The sequence below is a fragment of the Acinetobacter sp. MYb10 genome (assembly GCF_002980175.2).
GTDB classification, from domain to species: Bacteria; Pseudomonadota; Gammaproteobacteria; order Pseudomonadales; family Moraxellaceae; genus Acinetobacter; species Acinetobacter guillouiae.
Genome location: NZ_CP058272.1, coordinates 2469568 through 2487171 on the forward strand (window position 1 = coordinate 2469568; position 17604 = coordinate 2487171).

Consider the following 17604-nt stretch of genomic DNA (forward strand, 5'->3'; position numbering starts at 1 on the left):
AAATGCATATATATTGTATATACATTTTTGATTATCACCTTTGGGGATAAATACGTCATGGCTGAACTACCCAAAAAGACAAAGGTGAATAAAAAAGATGGACAACTCTTAATTCGCATTAACAGTGCTGAGCGTGACCAGTTTTTACAACTCTGTGAAACGATGGATACCAGTGCAGCACGTGAGTTAAGAAAATTTATCCGTAGTTTTATCAAAAAACATCAGCCAACGGATACTCAAACTAAGGAGTAACATGATGTCTAAGCAAGTTAAATCTTTAAAGCAGAAAATCAAAGCACGTTTGGAAAAAATCTCCAAACACGAAGGTAAATTGAAAAAGCTCAAAAAAAAGCTTAAAAAACAAAAGTAATTTCTATTACACATCCCAATCTTGAACTTTGATAAAAGCGGCATTATTTATATAATGCCGCTTTTTACGTTTTTGAAGGGATTAAGCTAAAGCTCTATCTAACAAGCATTTTACATCCACAGCTTGCGCATCTAACATTCCGACCACGCGTCCATAAAACGCACTATAACGTGTTGCAATAAATGCATCTGCAACAAAATCTGGTGCATGTTGTTTCAGCAAAATAGCTTGTGCCAAGATGACCAAGCGACTGACTAAGCTACGTGCCATAAATTGCAATTCATCTGCTTGTAAGCCACTAAATAATTTAAATAAAGCTTGTAATTCACCTTGTAAAATTGAATCTTGAGCTGCAACTTGTGCAAATGATTTAAATAAGACTTCAATTGATTCACGGTCACGTTGGATTGCACGTAATACATCCAAACACATCACATTACCAGAACCTTCCCAAATAGTATTTACAGGGGCTTCTTTAAAAATACGCGCCATGATTCCTGTATCGACATAACCATTGCCACCGAAGACTTCCATCATCTCACCCGTCAACTCCACAGTACGCTTACAAACCCAGAACTTTGCTGCTGGTGTCATGATTCGTCTCCATGCCAGAGATAATTCATCATCACTCTCATAGCAATGCGCAAGATGAAAACTCAATTGCATGGCTGCTTCTGTTTCCAAAGCTAAATCCGCCAATACCGCTTGCATCAACGGTTGTTCCGTCAAATGTTTACCAAAGGCCTTACGTTGACGGGCATAGGCAATACATTGCACCAAAGCCTGACGTAACATCGCACTTGAACCGACTGAACAGGTCAAACGTGTATAGTTTGCCATTTCAATAATCGTGGGAATCCCGCGCCCAGCTTCACCGATCATAATGCCCCAAGCATTTTTAAATTCAACTTCTGAGCTTGAATTACTGCGATTACCCACTTTATCTTTGAGTCGTTGTATTTGAACCGGATTTTTTGTCCCATCTTCCAGCCAACGTGGTACAAAAAAGCAGGCCAATCCATCTTGTTCAGTTTTTGCCACGACTAAATGTGCATCACACATCGGTGCAGAAAAGAACCATTTATGCCCTGTCAGTAAATATGCTTGCCCACGTCCTGACTCAGCTACAGGAACAGCCCGTGTTTCGTTGGCGCGCACATCTGACCCGCCCTGCTTTTCTGTCATCCCCATTCCCAGCCAAATTGATTTTTTCTGAGAAATCGGAATGTCACGCTCATCATATTCAGTCGATAATAGCTTTTCACCAACTTTTGCCCACAATTCAGGTTCATTTTGAATTAAGGGAATACTGCCTAGCGTCATAGAATTAGGGCATAGATTGCCACATTCAACTTGTCCACTCAGGAAAAATCGTGCCGCCCAATCGACCCATTTTGAACTTGATTGTGGATGATTAAATGGATGTGCATGCGTATCAAATTGTCGATTTAGCTGCATCCATTTATGCCATGCAGGGTGAAACTCTAGAAAATCTTTACGGCGACCACGGGCATCAAAACTATGTAATTCAGGAGTATGTCGATTGGCCAAATCAGCATATTCATAATATTCAGTAGAACCCACAATCTTTGAAAACTCAGTTAGGCGTTGCTGATCCTGACTGCCATAACGTTGCAAAATTTCTTGTAAAACTTGATCTGTAGTCAATAAATTATAATTTTGCAGTTCGTCAAACTGATTGCTGATTTCATGTGTTTGCCAATTCTCTGCTGTGTCCATCTGAATTCCTGTCTTGTTGTTTTAACCAATTGCATTCAGTATAGAAGAAAATACCTTCAAGGATGTTCGGATTATTTTTATGACTTTACCTGCAATCAATGTGCGTCGTAAACCCCGCCAATCAAGGGCACGTATCACGCAAGAAGCGTTGATGGAAAGTTTTGTTCGGCTTTTACATGACCATCCTGCCAATAGAATTACTATTCGGGAAATTACCGATCTTGCTGGTGTGGGTCTAGGGACGTTTTATGAGTATTTTTCTAAAAAGGAAGATTTGATTGCTTTAACCATTCACCAACATGTAAAAAGCAATGCAGAAGTCTTAAAAAGTTATGCACAAAGTGTGTATGACTTATCCACAAAATCAGATTTTCAAAGCTATTTACAGCAAATCATTCATTTTCAACTTGAGCAAATTCAAGCACAACAATTTTTATGGGCCCAGTCTTTCTTGTTAGAACGACAGGTTTCCAGTATTGAAACATATCAAAAAAGTTATGCCATGATGGTAGAGATGTGGCAAAACATGTTGAAACCTTTTATTCAGGACGACGATGAACAACTTAAACAGATGAGTCTAAATGTACAACGAATTTGCTATGGTTTTGTCTCGCAGACATTGTTGATCGAACCTGAGTTTAAGGATTGGAAAGTTTTAGAGGTGGATATGGTTCAACTGCTCATCAAGCTAGTTTAATTTTACATAACGCCTAGTATGTTGGTTTTTAAATAATATCTTGCCTATGAAAGAACGCTTTCTTTAAAAATGTAATAAAATAGCTAAGCCTCATCTAAACTTCTTAAAAAAATGAAAGAGCCAGAACAAATCAACAGAGAATCATCAAAACTTAGTCGTTCATCTTACTATTGCGCAATACTCAATATTTTCATTATTGCGGCAAGCATTTTTTATTCTATTTATATAGCAAGCCAGTCTTGTAAATTTACTAATATTTGTGAAAGACCGCTATATGAACTTTTGTTTGTAAGTGCTGCTTTTCTCTGTACCTGTATTAGTTTAATCGGGCTTTCTCTCGCATACCTTAGTTCAAATACTGAGGAAAATGTAGATCTACATTACCGTAATTTAGGAATGGCCTGAAATCGTAATATTTTATTTGTATCAATGCTTTATATTGCATTTATTGTAATAATGTTACTTACATAGACCTTATTAGTTGGGCTATTTTTCAGTGGAAATTATTTAAATAAACCAGTTGGATAAACTGTTATTTTGCATATATAACTCCAACTTAAGCAAAATTAAAGTATAGGTTTTTTGGATATGACATTCTATTTAGTAAAAGCAGATGGTTGCTCTCTATCAATCCAATCTTGATAGCTTATACTGATATTATAATAATTCATCATTACGCTAAGAATTATTGATAAAATATTAGTAAATAGAGATTTCTTTCTTTTTAATATTAAAGATATTACTAATAAGAATGAAGAAAATACTAAAAAAATAGTGTCTACTGAAAAAGCATGATGATTATTTTTAGACAGGTAAGAGTTAATATAAATTAAAGATATAGCAACTAAATTTAGATATGATATTAAATCAGAATATTTTCTTATTGAATTCATATAATTATTTCCATCTTACCTCTATCAATTCAAGTATTAAATTAGCTTATTCTAAATCTTCCATTTCCTATCTTTAAGTCTTTTCAATTCTATATTCTTAAAAATATTACATCAGATTAAATAATCGTTGAAAAAATCTATCTTTCTCTTTATTTAATAATTTATTTTCACATTCAAAACCATTCACTACTTTTTTTATTACAAAAGGTTTTACAAATTTATCGAGACAGACTCGAGTAGAATATGAAGGTATCATATCCAATGATACATCGTATGGCACATTACTTTTAAAATGAGAAGCATCAATACTAATACAATCCGACTTATTTATTGGAGTTTTAATATTTTTATATAATTTATCATAACCTTCTATGTATCCCTTATCTTGGCTTACCTCTCCGATATATACATATATTCGGCCATTATAAGGCTGACTTGTTTTATCATTAGTAAATATACAAACATTACTATCCTTAATCACAACGTTCAATGGCTTTTGTGGTGAAGCTTTAGCTATGTTACAGATAGTCAATACAAAAACTATGAGATATATTTTTTTCATAAACTAAGCCTTTGGTAGTAACATTTTATCAGTAGGGTCTATAATTAAGTCCATTATTATTGCTTGTACCTCAAGAAGCATTTTCAAGCTTTTTTGATGGTGAGCTCTTTCAGGTCTCTCTTCTTTCAGATACATTCCATCAAAATAAAACTCTACGACTCTACCTTGTTGTTCAAAATTTAGATCGCTAAATTTTTTATTCTGATCCCTATTTAATATATCGGTATCGTATGCCAATAGTTCACTAGCACCTGAATCAGCAGAATTTACTGATTTAGTATAACCACCTTTACACAACTGTTTGAGTCCCAACCAACCAACTGAAGCCCCTAATTGATATTGCCAAACATGAGTCATCTCGTGCATAAACCAGTGCTTTAAATGTGGTGGAGAAACACTAAAATCGTTGTTGTTTAGATAATCTTCTTTTGGTAGATATATTTCTCCCGCTGGAGTCATGGCATTACCCGTTTTCCTATGAAGATATCCAGCTACATGAATCCATATTTTCGAATAATCGATTGAATCTTGAAAAATTAATCTGCTCATTTTGATTTCACCCGCGGTGAGCTTTCTTTTTGTTTCAACTTTAAGCTCCGTTGTGGGTGGATTTTCAGAGCTTAACATTTTACCCAACTTTAATATTGCACTGAGCCATATTTCTACTCCATTCCCACCAGAAGAATTAGAACTCATGTGTATGCTCCTCATAAATTATATTAATTTGTATTTCATCAGCCTGATCACTACTGATTATTTCGGTATAACCTTCCTTATCTGTAGTCCCATGAAAGAATTCATTATTTTTTATAATCTCATAACATATATTTGCTAATGGTTCATTTGTAGCTTCATCCGTTAGTTGAAATCTATGACCATAAGCTAGAGTGTCAATAAAGCTATTTTTCATCACATTATTTCTATTGGCTGAATAATATGGACTGCCACTATCTCCAACAACATGATCCTGCTTTGGTAAAATTTTTGCCCCACAAGTGAGTTGATCACCAACATAAGCGACGGCTTTACCATCAAAAATAATATGATCGTGACTTTTAATAATTTTCGACCAACACTTACATTTAGGACAAAAATGCCCATCATCTGCAACTAAAAACAAGCTCCCCATTTGAGAAGCGCTCATTTGAGTTGCCCTGATAATTCCACCATGATCAGTCATAGAGTGATCTATCGCAAAACCTTTAGCCATGATTTTCCCCTTTAAAAATTAATCATGATTTAAAAATCCTTCAGGAATTGCTCTATCCGCATATAAACGGAATACAAAACTTGATTGTAGACTTTCGATAATTTCATCACCATTTTCCAAACGGCTTCCAACAGGCGCTACCTCAAAACCTTCGATTTTCCCTTCCTCACCAGCACCTGAAATGATTTTAGAGCTTGAACCATCTTGATAAATGACCTCATCCCCCACTGCGGCAATAAGGTGACCTTCTGCTTTCACCCGTTGATTAATGCTTGCTTTAACTAACCCACCATTTTTAGTTTTGGAGCCATGTGTTGCTGCTAAAAAATTCTTATGAGGTTGTTTATTTATAAATTCTTGTTCAGCCAATATACGCTGTTGAATTTCGTCAGTAGACAATTTCAATATCTCGTCTTGAGAAAGTTGCGATAAAAAAATCTTATGATTCATGGTTATACTCCATAATTATCTTGTTGTTTGTTTTATAAAAAAGAAAATAGTTGAGCCATATTTCGAATGATAAAATTGAGAATATTTGGCAAATAAATTCTTGTTTTAGTAAAAAGCTTTTAACCCTTGCAACTTAGAGAGGGAGGCATTTAATTTTTAGGTACATATGTTTATATAAGTAAAAATAGTTAAATAAAATTTAACACACACTGTAGAAAATAAACACAATATAGTTTATACGAAATTTAATAAAAAACTAGATCTATCCACTCAAAACTTTCTATATAGGCTTTCAATACTGAAAAAATCACGCTCAAGCAGTTTTATATAAAATCACTTACTTCACACCACACAACGTTATGTTCCCCTATTAATCGCCAAAACAAATCAATAATAATATTTTTATCAATTTCACAAATATAAAAAATCACTCTAAAGTAAAGTTATCGCTTTAAAACATTGCTTGCTCTTCCTTAAACAACAGTATTTTAAAGCAGATAAAGACCGGTAAGTTGTTTCTAAAAATAAATGACAAATCATTTATTTTTAGATCAATTAGATTTAACAATTGTTCACTATATTGGTTTTTCAATTACGGTTAATGTCATGTAATAGCGAATATTCTTTATCTATTCCATCTATTCAAAAATGAATACATGATTAATTAAAAATGGAGAAATAGAATGAGCCAAGACTCAAAAAAATGTCCTGTAACCCACCTGACAACGGCTTTTGGTGCACCTGTTGTAGACAACCAAAATAGTTTAACGGCAGGCGCACGTGGTCCTCTACTGGCACAAGATTTATGGTTAAACGAGAAACTGGCCAACTTTGTACGCGAGGTTATTCCTGAGCGCAGAATGCATGCAAAAGGTTCAGGTGCTTTTGGTACATTTACCGTAACTCACGATATTACTCAGTACACACGCGCTAAAATATTCTCACAAATTGGCAAACAAACAGAAATGTTTGCACGCTTCACTACTGTAGCTGGTGAACGTGGTGCAGCAGATGCAGAACGTGATATTCGTGGTTTTGCACTCAAGTTCTATACCGAAGAAGGTAACTGGGATCTCGTTGGAAACAACACTCCCGTCTTTTTCATGCGTGATCCACGTAAATTCCCAGATTTAAATAAAGCCGTAAAACGCGACCCTAAAACCAATCTACGTAGTGCAACCAACAACTGGGATTTTTGGACGTTATTACCTGAAGCTTTGCATCAGGTGACGATTGTGATGTCTGATCGTGGTATTCCAAAAAGCTTCCGCCATATGCATGGTTTTGGTAGTCATACGTACAGCTTTATCAATGCAAACAATGAACGTTTTTGGGTCAAATTTCATTTCCGTACTCAACAAGGCATTGAAAATTTAACCGATGCTGAAGCGGAAGCAGTTGTTGCTAAAGACCGTGAAAGTAATCAACGTGATTTATTTGATTCGATTGAAAATGGTAACTTCCCAAAATGGAAGCTCCAAATTCAAGTCATGCCTGAAACAGATGCAGAAAAAGTCCCTTATCATCCATTTGACCTTACCAAAGTTTGGCCTCATGCAGATTATCCACTGATTGATGTGGGTGAGTTTGAGCTGAATAAAAATCCTGAAAACTTCTTCCTTGATGTAGAGCAATCGGCTTTCGCACCAAGTAATTTAGTTCCAGGTATCAGTGTTTCACCTGACCGTATGTTGCAAGCACGATTATTTAACTATGCCGATGCTCAACGCTACCGTTTGGGTGTGAATTATCAACAAATTCCTGTCAATGCTGCACGTTGCCCTGTTCATTCTAATCACCGTGATGGTCAAGGCCGTGTCGATGCAAACTATGGCGGTTTACCACACTATGAACCAAATAGTTTTAGCCAATGGCAGGAACAAGCTCAGTTTAAAGAACCACCACTAAAAATCAGTGGTGATGCAGATTATTGGGATTTCCGCCAAGATGATTCGGATTATTTCAGCCAACCACGTGCTTTATTCAATTTAATGAATGATACGCAAAAACAAGCACTGTTTGATAATACGGCGGGTGCGATGGGTGATGCACTTGATTTTATTAAGTATCGTCATATCCGTAACTGTTATGCATGTGACCCAGCGTATGGAGAAGGCGTGGCAAAAGCCTTGGGCTTAACTGTTGCAGATGCACAAGCTGCACGCGATAGCGATCCTGGCAAAGGTCATCCTGGTTTTCAATAAGCCTAGCTCAATAAAAGTCATTCAATAGAAACCGCCTTCGGGCGGTTTTTTATTTTGTATAAATGCACTATATTGAAGAAACTCCCAATCGCGAGTAAAGCCATGCAACAGAAAATTGAAGCGATAATTCAACAACATGACATCATTTTATTTGATGAAATCTGTGTGTTATGTAATGGCTGGGCAAAGTTTTTAATCAAATATGATACACAGGCACAATTTAAATTAACTTCAGTACAATCACCTTTAGGGCAAGACATCTTAAGACATTACCAAATGCCCACTGAGCAATTTGAGAGCATGTTGGTGATTAAAAATGGGCAAGCCTATAGTGAATCCACTGCGTTTTTAAAAGTGATTGAAAGCTTAGGACGACCCTTTTCATATTTAAAAATGGGTTATGGGATACCCAAATTTATCCGAGATTTTCTATACCGCCGAATCGCTTTAAATCGCTATCGTTTATTTGGTACTACTGCGCAGTGTTTACTGCCTTCATCTGAAAATAAAAAACATTTCTTGGAACATAGCATTGATACAAAATTCTAAAGCACTTCAGAATGCCCTATTGACCATTCATATTTCACTGGCTGTATTATGGTTCTATCAGGGGCTCATCCCTAAAATCATATATAAAGTCATCGAAGAGCAACAATTTTGGCAATTTACAGGGATTCAATTGTTGCCCATTCCTAGACTTATTGAACTCTCAGGATTTGGAGAAATAATATTTGGTGGCTTATTTCTTATTTTTAGACAATCAAAGCTTCTGCATTATTTAAATATCATCGCGATGCTGTTGTTTTTACTGGTTGTAGCGATTGTTTATCCACACTATTTTGCGCAGGGTTTTAATCCTTTCATCATGAATACCGCAATGGCTGCACTGTCTATTGTCGCAATTCAACTTCTCAATGCTCAAAAAGCCGAATAAACTTACATTCGCACATTTGTACCAAACTGCTCTTTCCATCCTTTGGTTTCAGTGGCAATTTGCTTGGCAAGTTTGCTTTTCACTTCTTGAATTAAGCGCGCCCGTTCCTGTCCATGCACAAATCGACCTTTATAATCACTTTGCATGGTTTGAATATATTCACTCAGTGCACGTTGTTGTTGCTTGTTTTTTGGAGCGGTATGCAAAAATTGAAGGTATTCCTCATCTGGGTTTGTGCTAAGTGGATCACCCAAAATATCTTCAACATACAGTACGGCACTGACTAATTTCACCTTACCCTTTGCATCTACAGTATAGGTTTGTTTGCGCACACCATAAGGATAAGTCCAGAGCCCCTGCCGATCACCTGAGGCCCAATAACTATAAAAAATAATCTTGTTATCTTTGACCTCATAATCACCCAATTCAATCTGGAGAATACTACAGTCACCCGTGGTTGAATAAATTGTATGCGTGAGCAACTTTTGGTTATTTCGATATAATTCAATATCTTTACGTAAAGAATCAGCTTCTTCTTCATTCATCACTGTTTTCAACTCAAAATTATTTTGATTAATTTGTATATTTTGAGTCTCAGCAAAAGCTGTACTGGATAATGCCAGTAACATCAATAAAGTTTGGATTATTTTCATTATTCATCTCCCTTGATTTTTCAATCAGGAATCAACACTATTTTTTAGTTTGGATAAATCCCCCTAATCCTGACACAGCTTTTCCAAAACTGGAAGTATTTCACCGGCCTGACTAAAGGGTTGTGTCTGACGATAATGCTCTACCTTTTTAACCAGTTTATAGTTTTTATCGTCCTGACTTTTAAACTGTTCTAACCGTGTAAATGTCCGATCCTTACACAATACTTGATAATAATTAATCGTATATTGTTTTTTTGGGTTCACACTTTTAACCCAAGCTTGAGCAAGCTGAATAGTATCGGCCAATCGCAGATCATTTTCAAAGAATTGAGTATCTGAATTTTGGTATATCAGCTCCCATTTATCCCCTATTTCCAAATCATATTTTTTATTTAAAGGCTTAATACTTTTCGTATAATCCTCAGGTTCAAAATCTTCGACTGCTGCAGATTGGTCTACAACAGCACATGGCTCGTCTGAAACACAATCCGCCTTAGCCGCTTGAGTTAGGTCTATAGATTTTGCAGCGACTGAAGTCATCACCAAGCAAAACAACAAAGTACTGGATAAGATTTTTATCATTTTTAGTGCGCTCAATTTTTATGGCTCAATAAGGGGCCCACTACACCACCAATTTACGACCTTCACGGATACAGTAGAATGGATTAACCATTTTTGATGAATTCTTCATGGCCTTTTGTAAATCCTGCTCAGGCTGTTCCCGTGCTTCATCCGTCAATTGGAAAGTACGGTAATGAATTGCCAAAGAACGTTTGGCTTGTAAATCTAAATGCGCCTGAAAAGCATCTTGTGGATTCATGTGCATATATTTCATTAGCGCTCTTGGTTCATACGCACCGATTGGCAATAACGCAATTCGCGGTGAACCTAAACGTTTTTGAATTTCTTTAAAATGCGGTGAATACCCCGTATCGCCAGCAAAGAAGAAATGACCATGTTGCGATACCACAGAAAAACCGCCCCACAATGCAATATTCTGATCACGTAAACCACGACCCGAACCATGCTGTGCTGGGGTATAAATAATTTTTAAGTTTTTAAACAATGCAGATTGCCACCAGTCCATCTCAATCACATGGAACTCTTTAGGCAAGTAACAGGCATTGCCCAAACCTGTATAGATTGGCATGGCAAACTTGTTGTGTAGCCATCTTAAAGAGGCTAAATCCATATGGTCATAGTGATTATGACTGAGTAAAACTGCATGAATCTCTGGCAATTGCTCTAAAGCAATTCCAGCAGGAATCACACGTTTTGGTCCACGCCCATGTTTTGGACTGACATAGTCGGCCCAAACAGGATCAGTTAAAAAGTTATAGGGACCAATTTGAACCAGTACAGTCGCATGGCTCACAAACCAGATTTGCCAATCATGCTCATCGGCATCTGGTCGATTCTGAGGTAATACGCGTTTTGCCGCATAGAATTCTGATGATTCTTTTTGAGTATCCACATTCCAAGTATATGATTTTCGGGTACCCAGCCATTTCATCAAATCCCAACGGCTACGCCCTTGTGGTTTACGTACTTCATTAAAGAATCGTTCACCATTGTGTTGATTTGAACCAATCACACTAAATACAGGTTTATACCATGTATGTGACAGACAATTTTCAGTATCAATTCGATAATGCAATTGTTGAACTTGCTGAGATGGAACAGTCTTATTTTGCATTGTGTTGTCTTGTACCGTTGTATCTTCAAGACGGACCATTGGCTCTTGTTTCGACATGATTACTCTAAACGCCCTTTCATTCTTTCAAGCCATACTTGCTGTGTTTGTGGCTTCACGAATAATGCCACGATTTCGGGATGAATACTTTTAATCTTTGCTTCAATTCTGTTCACACAGGCTTCGATATCATCGGAAGTTAAACTATCTTTAAACTCTAAGCTTAAAGAAGCAATCACTTGATGTGCACCCATTTGTTCAGTCAGTACGCCATTTGCTGAATACACGGCAGGATCTTCCTGAGCAATTTTCAATACATTATGACGCAGTTTTGGATCTGCTGTTTCACCCATCAACAACCCTTTGGTTTCCCTTGCCAAAAGCAGGGCTGAGATGGCTAAGACAACACCAATCAGTACCGAAGCCACACCATCTAAAATGGGTAAATTAAACTGCTGGGCACAAAATATTCCCAGCAATGCAATGATTAAGCCAATTAAAGCTGCTGAGTCTTCAAATAAAACTGTAAAGGTTGTCGGATCTTTACTGCGACGAAAAGCTTCAAAATATCCCATTTGACCTTTGGTCTTTTTAAATGTTTTCAACGCAATAAACCATGAAGTGCCTTCACAAAGCAGCGCAAATCCGAGTACCACATAATTGACCAATGGGGATTGTATAACTTCTGGATGACGAATATGTTGAATACCCTGATAAATTGAAACCACAGCACCTAAAGCAAAAACCAACAATGCGACAATAAAGGCCCAGAAATATAACTCTCGCCCATAACCAAAGGGGTGATGATAATTTGCAGGCTGTTGTGATTTTTTTAAACCATACAGCAATAAGATTTCATTTAAAGTGTCTACGACAGAATGGACTGCCTCACTAAGCATCGCCGAACTATTTGTAATATAAGCGGCAACAAACTTAACCAGAGCAATGGCTAAATTGCCCAAAAGTGCTGCATATACAACAATTTTGTTGGAATCTGACATTTATTGTCCTGTTTTTTATCATCAAATACATCAATTTGATTTTTATATCTGTCCTGCTTCATATTAGCGAAACTATCTGTGATTTTTCTTTATTTTTTGTTGCTTTTCACAATTGAGTGAATCTTTTATGGAACCCAATTTAACCAATATTCTAAATACTCCGTCGCAGTCTCATCCACAATTATTAAAAATTTGGGAAGCTTCTGTACGTGCGACTCATGACTTTTTAAACGAACAGCATATCTTACAAATTAAAACGCTCATCATTCAGCATCATTATTTTGATCATGTGCGGTTGTTTCATGTGGAACGTGAAGGTCAAATCGCTGGGTTTATGGGACTGGCTTATCAAAAGATTGAAATGTTATTTATTGACCCTAAGTTTTTTGATCAAGGTATCGGTTCCATGCTCATTCAAAAAGCTTTTGAGTTAGGTGCACATGAAGTAGATGTCAACGAACAAAATATTCGTGCTTTGGAGTTTTATAAGAAACATAACTTCCAACAAATTGCACGTTCGGAACTTGATGCTGAAGGTAACCCATTTCCAATTTTGCATTTGAAACTAAAGAAGCCTTCCGTCTAAGTGTTTTGAGATAGAGCGAGATCAAAAACATCATCATAAACACCCTCATCAACTCTAGAATCCATAAATACCAAACCGACTTTACCCTATCTCCAAGTCGGTTTTTGTAATTCTCAGCATGATCATGTCTATCAGACAGATAGCAACAACTTAAACCAGTGCAATCAACCACTTTTCAAATGTTCGTTCATATAAATTTGGATCGCTGTAGATTGATGACGAGATACATCAATTAAAACATCGATATCAATTTTTCCATTCCTGAAAGTACGCTTATGACAAGTAAGGGCCGTAGATAAATTGATGTAACTTTGTACAGTTGATTGCTTCTAGACTAGAGCTTAGAGAAATATTTTTTGTTTTAATTAAGATATTTTATCAATTATTCGCTATGTTATTTTCTATATTAAAATAACAATGATTTTAAAAAGTTCATTTATTTTCTAAATACTATAATCGTCTTCACCTGACAGTTGTTTATAGATTATACTCTTTGAAAATCTTAGTAAGACATTTTTTGGATTATTCTTTGGACGCGTTATATGGAATTACGACATCTGAGATACTTCATTACTGTGGCTGAAGAACTCAACTTTAGCAAAGCAGCATTGAGACTTTATACAGCACAACCCTCACTCAGCCAACAGATCAAAGATCTTGAAGAAGATGTCGGTGTTCGGCTGTTAAATCGGACCAAGCGTAAAGTTGAACTTACTGAAGAAGGTGCTGTTTTTCTAGAGCAAGCACGCTTAACTTTAGCACAAGCCGATAAGGCTGTTGCTATGGCAAGACAGGTCTCCAAAGCCAGACAGCTATTGTTAAGGATTGGGTTTGTACCCGTGGCTGAAATAAAGATTTTCCCTTATGTCTTACCAAATTTAAGGGTACAAAATCCTGAGCTAAAAATTGAGTTATTAAGCTTAAATAACCTTGAACAAATGCGCGCATTGAAAAAGGGTGAGCTAGATATCAGCTTTAGCAGGCACAATTTTCATAATGATGAAATCGAAAGTAAATTTGTGCTCCGTGAGCCGTTAATTTTTGTTTTACCCAAAGATCATCCTTTAGCCAAGTATGAACGTATCCCTGTTAAAGCGCTCAATGGGATCGATTTTATTATTCCTGCTGAAGAACAATCCACGACTTTGCACAACACCATTTTAGAGTTTGCCAAACACAATCATATTGAATTGAATATCGTCCAAAAAGCTGACAATATTTCATTGAATATTAACTCAGTTGGAGCGGGCTTAGGCTGTACAATTTTGCCAAGTTATATTGCGCCATTAATCAATAATAACTCTGTCATTCGACCCTTAGATATTGAGCTTCCCTATCTAGACTTGTATGTAAGTTATCGAAAAAGTGCTGGCTCTGCTGCGATACAAAAATTCATTGAACTATTAACCAAGGTATTTTATCTGGATATCAATCGTTTAGAGCAAAAATAAGACCGCTGCGATAAGACATAGAGCGTAGGCCTATTTTTTAATATGACGACTTAAACCAATAGAACTTAATGCTCATTTTCTTTGCTCAAATATCCATCAATCTTTAACTCAGGCGGTGTTCATCATGTTAGGACGTGCATTTCACCAACTTCGATCAGGCATTCAGTCTCGCCCATATTTCTTTATTAGTTTTCTCCTCACAGCAGTTGTGTATATGGGGATGTCTTTGAGCACAGATTGGCAGTGGTCAACCAATTTGTTATTCAGCTGGAATATAGCCACCCTGGTCTATTTAATCCTGACCATGAAAATGCTCTGGGCAACCAATCAAGCGCATATTTTAAAGCGCGCTCAGCAGCAGGATGCCAGCAAATGGATCATTTTGCTGTTGGTTGTGCTCTCACTCATCATGTGTTTTATTGCCATTATTATTGAATTGGCACATTTGCCCGATGTGACTGGAGTTAAAGCCGGACATATCGCCTTAGCAATTTTTACCATCATTTTTGCATGGTTATTTATGCATACTATTTTTGCTATTCACTATGCACATGACTTTTACTTGGCAGTGGAGAATCATCAGGATGGTGGATTGGACTTTCCAAAAACACCTAAACCAACCTACCCTGAGTTTTTATATTTTAGTTATGTCATTGGTACTTCTGCGCAAACTGCGGATGTATCGATTACATCACGTTCGATGCGCGTTTTAAATATTCTCCATATCCTTTTGGCATATGGATTTAACACGACGATTTTGGCGATCTGTATTAATGTTGCCGCAGGTTTTATTTAACTGAAGTAAAAATAGAGGGATTAAAACCAAAAACCAATCTCCAAAGTTTTTTATCATTTTTCTGCGCTTGAATGTGACTAAAAAACCTCAATGCAAACCCAGCACGAGATCATGCTAAGTTTGCATCGTCTTGATGATTTAGTCGCTAAAAAGTGCTTGATTATTTCTTAAGTTTTTTCGGCTTTTGATTGAATTAAGATATTTTTCAATTGCAGGATGGCTTTCAATCTCTGCCATCTTCAATTGCCAAAATAGCATGGAACCAACAAACACATCGGCTACCGTAAATTGCTCACCACATAGATAAGGTTGAGCCTGCTGCAAGCCCTGAATTAAAGCCGTATAGGTGTCCTGAAAGTTTCCATAGCCAATATGCATTTTTTGCTCGTCGGTAATCTCAACCTTTAATGCGCGATCCGTCGTGGCTGCATCCCACGGTCCAGCAGCAAAGAACAACCAACGGAAATACAAGCCACGTTTTGGATCATCCAGTGCTGGTGCAAGTCCTTGATCAAAAAACTTATCTGCCAAGTATGCGCAAATTGCAGGCATTTCGTAAATCACCATATCGCCATCGACTAAGGTGGGCACTTTGCCAAATGGGTTAATCTTTAGATAAGATTCTGACTTCATTTCAGTGTGATAAGCCAACTCAATTTTTTCAAATTCAGCACCCAGTTCAATCAGTAGCCATTCAATAACAAGACCTCTAGACTGCGCGTTGCTATATAGTTTTAAGCCCATTTTTCCATTCCTTTATAGTGGTGTATTGAATATAAAGGGCGGCTGTGTCAGTTTTTGTCAGGAGCTTTTCAGCATGGATTTTTTTTGCAGCTCTTTTTGCCACCATGCCTGAAAAAGATGGCGCTTAAACTCTGGGTAAATGATTTCGGTCACATTTAATTTTTGAATCCGATCTAAACGAAAATTTCGAAAATCCTCACGTAACTCACACCATGCAGCCAACAACATTTTGTCATTGAAATACCCTAAGACAAAAGGCCAAAGCATACGGCTAGAGATATTTTGTTTTTCATCTAAATAATGCACTTCAATCTTGACCTGATAACGAATTGCTAGACGTACTTGTTCTACAATTTTCTCATCAACCACAAGCCAATGGTTGATAGACCGAAGCATGGTTTCATCAATCAGTTCTTGTTTATTCTTGGGCAATACCGCATTGAGTTTGGCCAAAACTGAATGTGCAGCATTTTTTAATGCTGGATCTGGCACTGACCTTAACCAATGCAATGCCAAGAACACTGCTTCGACTTCCGTTTCATCCAAACTCATCGGAGGCAGTAAAAAGTTTTCTTTCAGCTGAAATCCTAAGCCCGCACTGCCCTCAATATTGACACCTTGGTCACGTAAACTTTCAATATCCCGATAAACACTTCGGACACTAATCTCCAAATGTTCTGCTAAGCATTGCGCGGTAATGGGATAACGCTGTTCACGTAAAAGTTGTAATAAAGTGAGTAATCGAATAGAACGGCTCATGGTCAATTTTCTTATTATATCTCTTTGGTTTTATCTAAGTTTACGCTGAGGGCAATCTGCAAACAGCGTAAAAACAGCATCTAAGCAACTTCACTGGCCTTAAGCTGTTGAGTTAAAAACTGATGTAAATGATCGACGTTATCCGCGATCATCAGCGGATTAAAACGCTGTAATACATCAATCGCATGTACCCCATAACTCACCCCAACACGTGGCATGGCAATATTCTGTGCCATTTCTAAGTCATAAGATGTATCGCCCACCATAATGGCTTGCTCCGCCGAAATTCCAGTGTAATCTAAAATTTCAGCCAACATCAATGGATCTGGCTTGGATTTGGTTTCGCTCGCTGCACGGGTGATCTCAAATAAATCCTGACTCTGGGTCTGAGCCAAAACACGATCTAAACCACGACGGCTTTTCCCTGTTGCAACTGCCAATTTGATATTTTGATTTTTTAAATCATGCAACATTTCAGAGACACCAGCGAACCATAAATCATCTTTGGAATGCTCAACATAATGATCGCCATAGCATTTCAAAATTTCAGTGTGTAACTCAGGGATCTGTGGAAATAACACTTGAGCAACTTCAGGTAAACCTAAACCAATAATACTTTTCGCAGCATCAGCTGTTAACGGTTGGTCAAAGGTTTTTGCAGCAACCAATAAACTCGCCACAATTTGCCCAACTGAATCAAATAAAGTGCCATCCCAATCAAAAATGATAAGTTCTACAGGTTTTTGCATGAATTATTTCCAATATTTGCTCAGTTTACGCATGACTAATGTTTAGATCTTATGCCCTTTACATGACAAGCTAACGCATTTTTAAACACAAAGGGAACTTTTCATAAAACAA

Annotated in this window: 20 protein-coding genes; 8 read left to right on the forward strand and 12 right to left on the reverse strand. The window is 37.0% G+C overall.

The window, feature by feature from the left end; translation table 11 throughout:
- The first annotated feature begins 57 nt into the window (after positions 1-57).
- A complete protein-coding gene (locus CQZ96_RS11475; protein WP_004718119.1) occupies positions 58-252 on the forward strand; it encodes a hypothetical protein in 195 nt (64 codons plus the stop codon).
- Between the two features lie 199 nt (positions 253-451).
- Here the strand turns inward: CQZ96_RS11475 and CQZ96_RS11480 are convergent, their stop codons facing one another.
- Positions 452-2110, reverse strand: a complete 1659-nt coding sequence (locus CQZ96_RS11480) for an acyl-CoA dehydrogenase family protein (RefSeq protein ID WP_105713983.1) — start codon at positions 2108-2110, stop codon at positions 452-454.
- 79 nt (positions 2111-2189) lie between these two features.
- Between CQZ96_RS11480 and CQZ96_RS11485 the strand changes: the two genes are divergently transcribed.
- Positions 2190-2807: a TetR/AcrR family transcriptional regulator gene (locus CQZ96_RS11485; protein WP_105713984.1), complete on the forward strand. Its 618-nt coding sequence runs from the start codon at positions 2190-2192 to the stop codon at positions 2805-2807.
- Between the two features lie 999 nt (positions 2808-3806).
- On the opposite strand, the gene CQZ96_RS11490 is transcribed toward CQZ96_RS11485, so the two are convergent.
- Genes CQZ96_RS11490 through CQZ96_RS11505 form a run of 4 tightly spaced genes read right to left on the reverse strand, consistent with a single transcriptional unit; the run spans position 3807 to position 5922 of the window.
- Complete coding sequence (locus CQZ96_RS11490; RefSeq protein ID WP_105713985.1) at positions 3807-4262, reverse strand: NF045616 family extracytoplasmic (lipo)protein; 456 nt, start codon at positions 4260-4262, stop codon at positions 3807-3809.
- Positions 4263-4265: 3 nt separating this feature from the next.
- Positions 4266-4958, reverse strand: coding sequence for a zinc protease (locus tag CQZ96_RS11495; protein WP_105713986.1), 693 nt, complete (start codon positions 4956-4958; stop codon positions 4266-4268).
- Entirely contained in the window at positions 4948-5472 is a 525-nt protein-coding gene (locus tag CQZ96_RS11500; protein ID WP_105713987.1) for a PAAR domain-containing protein, read from the reverse strand. Before CQZ96_RS11500 ends, CQZ96_RS11495 begins: the two co-directional genes overlap by 11 nt.
- Positions 5473-5490: 18 nt before the next feature.
- Positions 5491-5922, reverse strand: a complete 432-nt coding sequence (locus tag CQZ96_RS11505; RefSeq protein ID WP_105713988.1) for a PAAR domain-containing protein — start codon at positions 5920-5922, stop codon at positions 5491-5493.
- 683 nt (positions 5923-6605) lie between these two features.
- On the opposite strand from CQZ96_RS11505, the gene CQZ96_RS11510 reads away from it, so the two are divergent.
- The 3 genes from CQZ96_RS11510 to CQZ96_RS11520 all read left to right on the forward strand — a co-directional run bounded on the left by CQZ96_RS11510 (position 6606) and on the right by CQZ96_RS11520 (position 9060).
- Complete coding sequence (locus CQZ96_RS11510; RefSeq protein ID WP_004718136.1) at positions 6606-8126, forward strand: catalase; 1521 nt, start codon at positions 6606-6608, stop codon at positions 8124-8126.
- 102 nt (positions 8127-8228) lie between these two features.
- On the forward strand, positions 8229-8675 hold the full coding sequence (locus tag CQZ96_RS11515) for a thiol-disulfide oxidoreductase DCC family protein (protein ID WP_105713989.1): 447 nt from the start codon (positions 8229-8231) through the stop codon (positions 8673-8675).
- Positions 8662-9060 carry a DoxX-like family protein gene (locus tag CQZ96_RS11520; protein ID WP_105714048.1) on the forward strand — a complete coding sequence of 133 codons (399 nt, stop codon included), beginning with the start codon at positions 8662-8664 and terminating at the stop codon, positions 9058-9060. Before CQZ96_RS11515 ends, CQZ96_RS11520 begins: the two co-directional genes overlap by 14 nt.
- 2 nt (positions 9061-9062) lie before the next feature.
- Here CQZ96_RS11520 and CQZ96_RS11525 read toward each other — a convergent pair whose 3' ends face one another.
- The 4 genes from CQZ96_RS11525 to CQZ96_RS11540 form a co-directional block, all read right to left on the reverse strand.
- Positions 9063-9713, reverse strand: a complete 651-nt coding sequence (locus CQZ96_RS11525) for a hypothetical protein (RefSeq protein WP_105713990.1) — start codon at positions 9711-9713, stop codon at positions 9063-9065.
- A 63-nt stretch (positions 9714-9776) separates the two neighbouring features.
- On the reverse strand, positions 9777-10295 hold the full coding sequence (locus CQZ96_RS11530; RefSeq protein ID WP_105713991.1) for a hypothetical protein: 519 nt from the start codon (positions 10293-10295) through the stop codon (positions 9777-9779).
- A 40-nt stretch (positions 10296-10335) separates the two neighbouring features.
- Positions 10336-11466 (reverse strand): MBL fold metallo-hydrolase, encoded by a 1131-nt coding sequence (locus CQZ96_RS11535; protein ID WP_105713992.1) that lies wholly within the window; start codon positions 11464-11466, stop codon positions 10336-10338.
- A 2-nt stretch (positions 11467-11468) separates the two neighbouring features.
- The gene (locus tag CQZ96_RS11540; protein WP_105713993.1) at positions 11469-12407 is read right to left on the reverse strand and encodes a cation diffusion facilitator family transporter; all 939 of its coding nucleotides are present in this window, start codon (positions 12405-12407) and stop codon (positions 11469-11471) included.
- Between the two features lie 127 nt (positions 12408-12534).
- Between CQZ96_RS11540 and CQZ96_RS11545 the strand changes: the two genes are divergently transcribed.
- The 3 genes from CQZ96_RS11545 (at position 12535) to CQZ96_RS11555 (ending at position 15240) form a co-directional block, all read left to right on the forward strand.
- On the forward strand, positions 12535-12993 hold the full coding sequence (locus CQZ96_RS11545; protein WP_105713994.1) for a GNAT family N-acetyltransferase: 459 nt from the start codon (positions 12535-12537) through the stop codon (positions 12991-12993).
- A gap of 542 nt (positions 12994-13535) precedes the next feature.
- Positions 13536-14444, forward strand: a complete 909-nt coding sequence (gene hcaR, locus CQZ96_RS11550) for a DNA-binding transcriptional regulator HcaR (protein ID WP_105713995.1) — start codon at positions 13536-13538, stop codon at positions 14442-14444.
- Between the two features lie 124 nt (positions 14445-14568).
- The gene (locus CQZ96_RS11555; RefSeq protein ID WP_056516824.1) at positions 14569-15240 is read left to right on the forward strand and encodes a DUF1345 domain-containing protein; all 672 of its coding nucleotides are present in this window, start codon (positions 14569-14571) and stop codon (positions 15238-15240) included.
- 138 nt (positions 15241-15378) lie between these two features.
- Here the strand turns inward: CQZ96_RS11555 and CQZ96_RS11560 are convergent, their stop codons facing one another.
- The 3 genes from CQZ96_RS11560 to CQZ96_RS11570 form a co-directional block, all read right to left on the reverse strand.
- The gene (locus tag CQZ96_RS11560) at positions 15379-15984 is read right to left on the reverse strand and encodes a glutathione S-transferase family protein (protein ID WP_105713996.1); all 606 of its coding nucleotides are present in this window, start codon (positions 15982-15984) and stop codon (positions 15379-15381) included.
- A gap of 57 nt (positions 15985-16041) precedes the next feature.
- Positions 16042-16743, reverse strand: a complete 702-nt coding sequence (locus tag CQZ96_RS11565) for a helix-turn-helix transcriptional regulator (RefSeq protein WP_105713997.1) — start codon at positions 16741-16743, stop codon at positions 16042-16044.
- Between the two features lie 80 nt (positions 16744-16823).
- On the reverse strand, positions 16824-17492 hold the full coding sequence (locus CQZ96_RS11570) for an HAD-IA family hydrolase (protein WP_105713998.1): 669 nt from the start codon (positions 17490-17492) through the stop codon (positions 16824-16826).
- Positions 17493-17604: the final 112 nt, after the last annotated feature.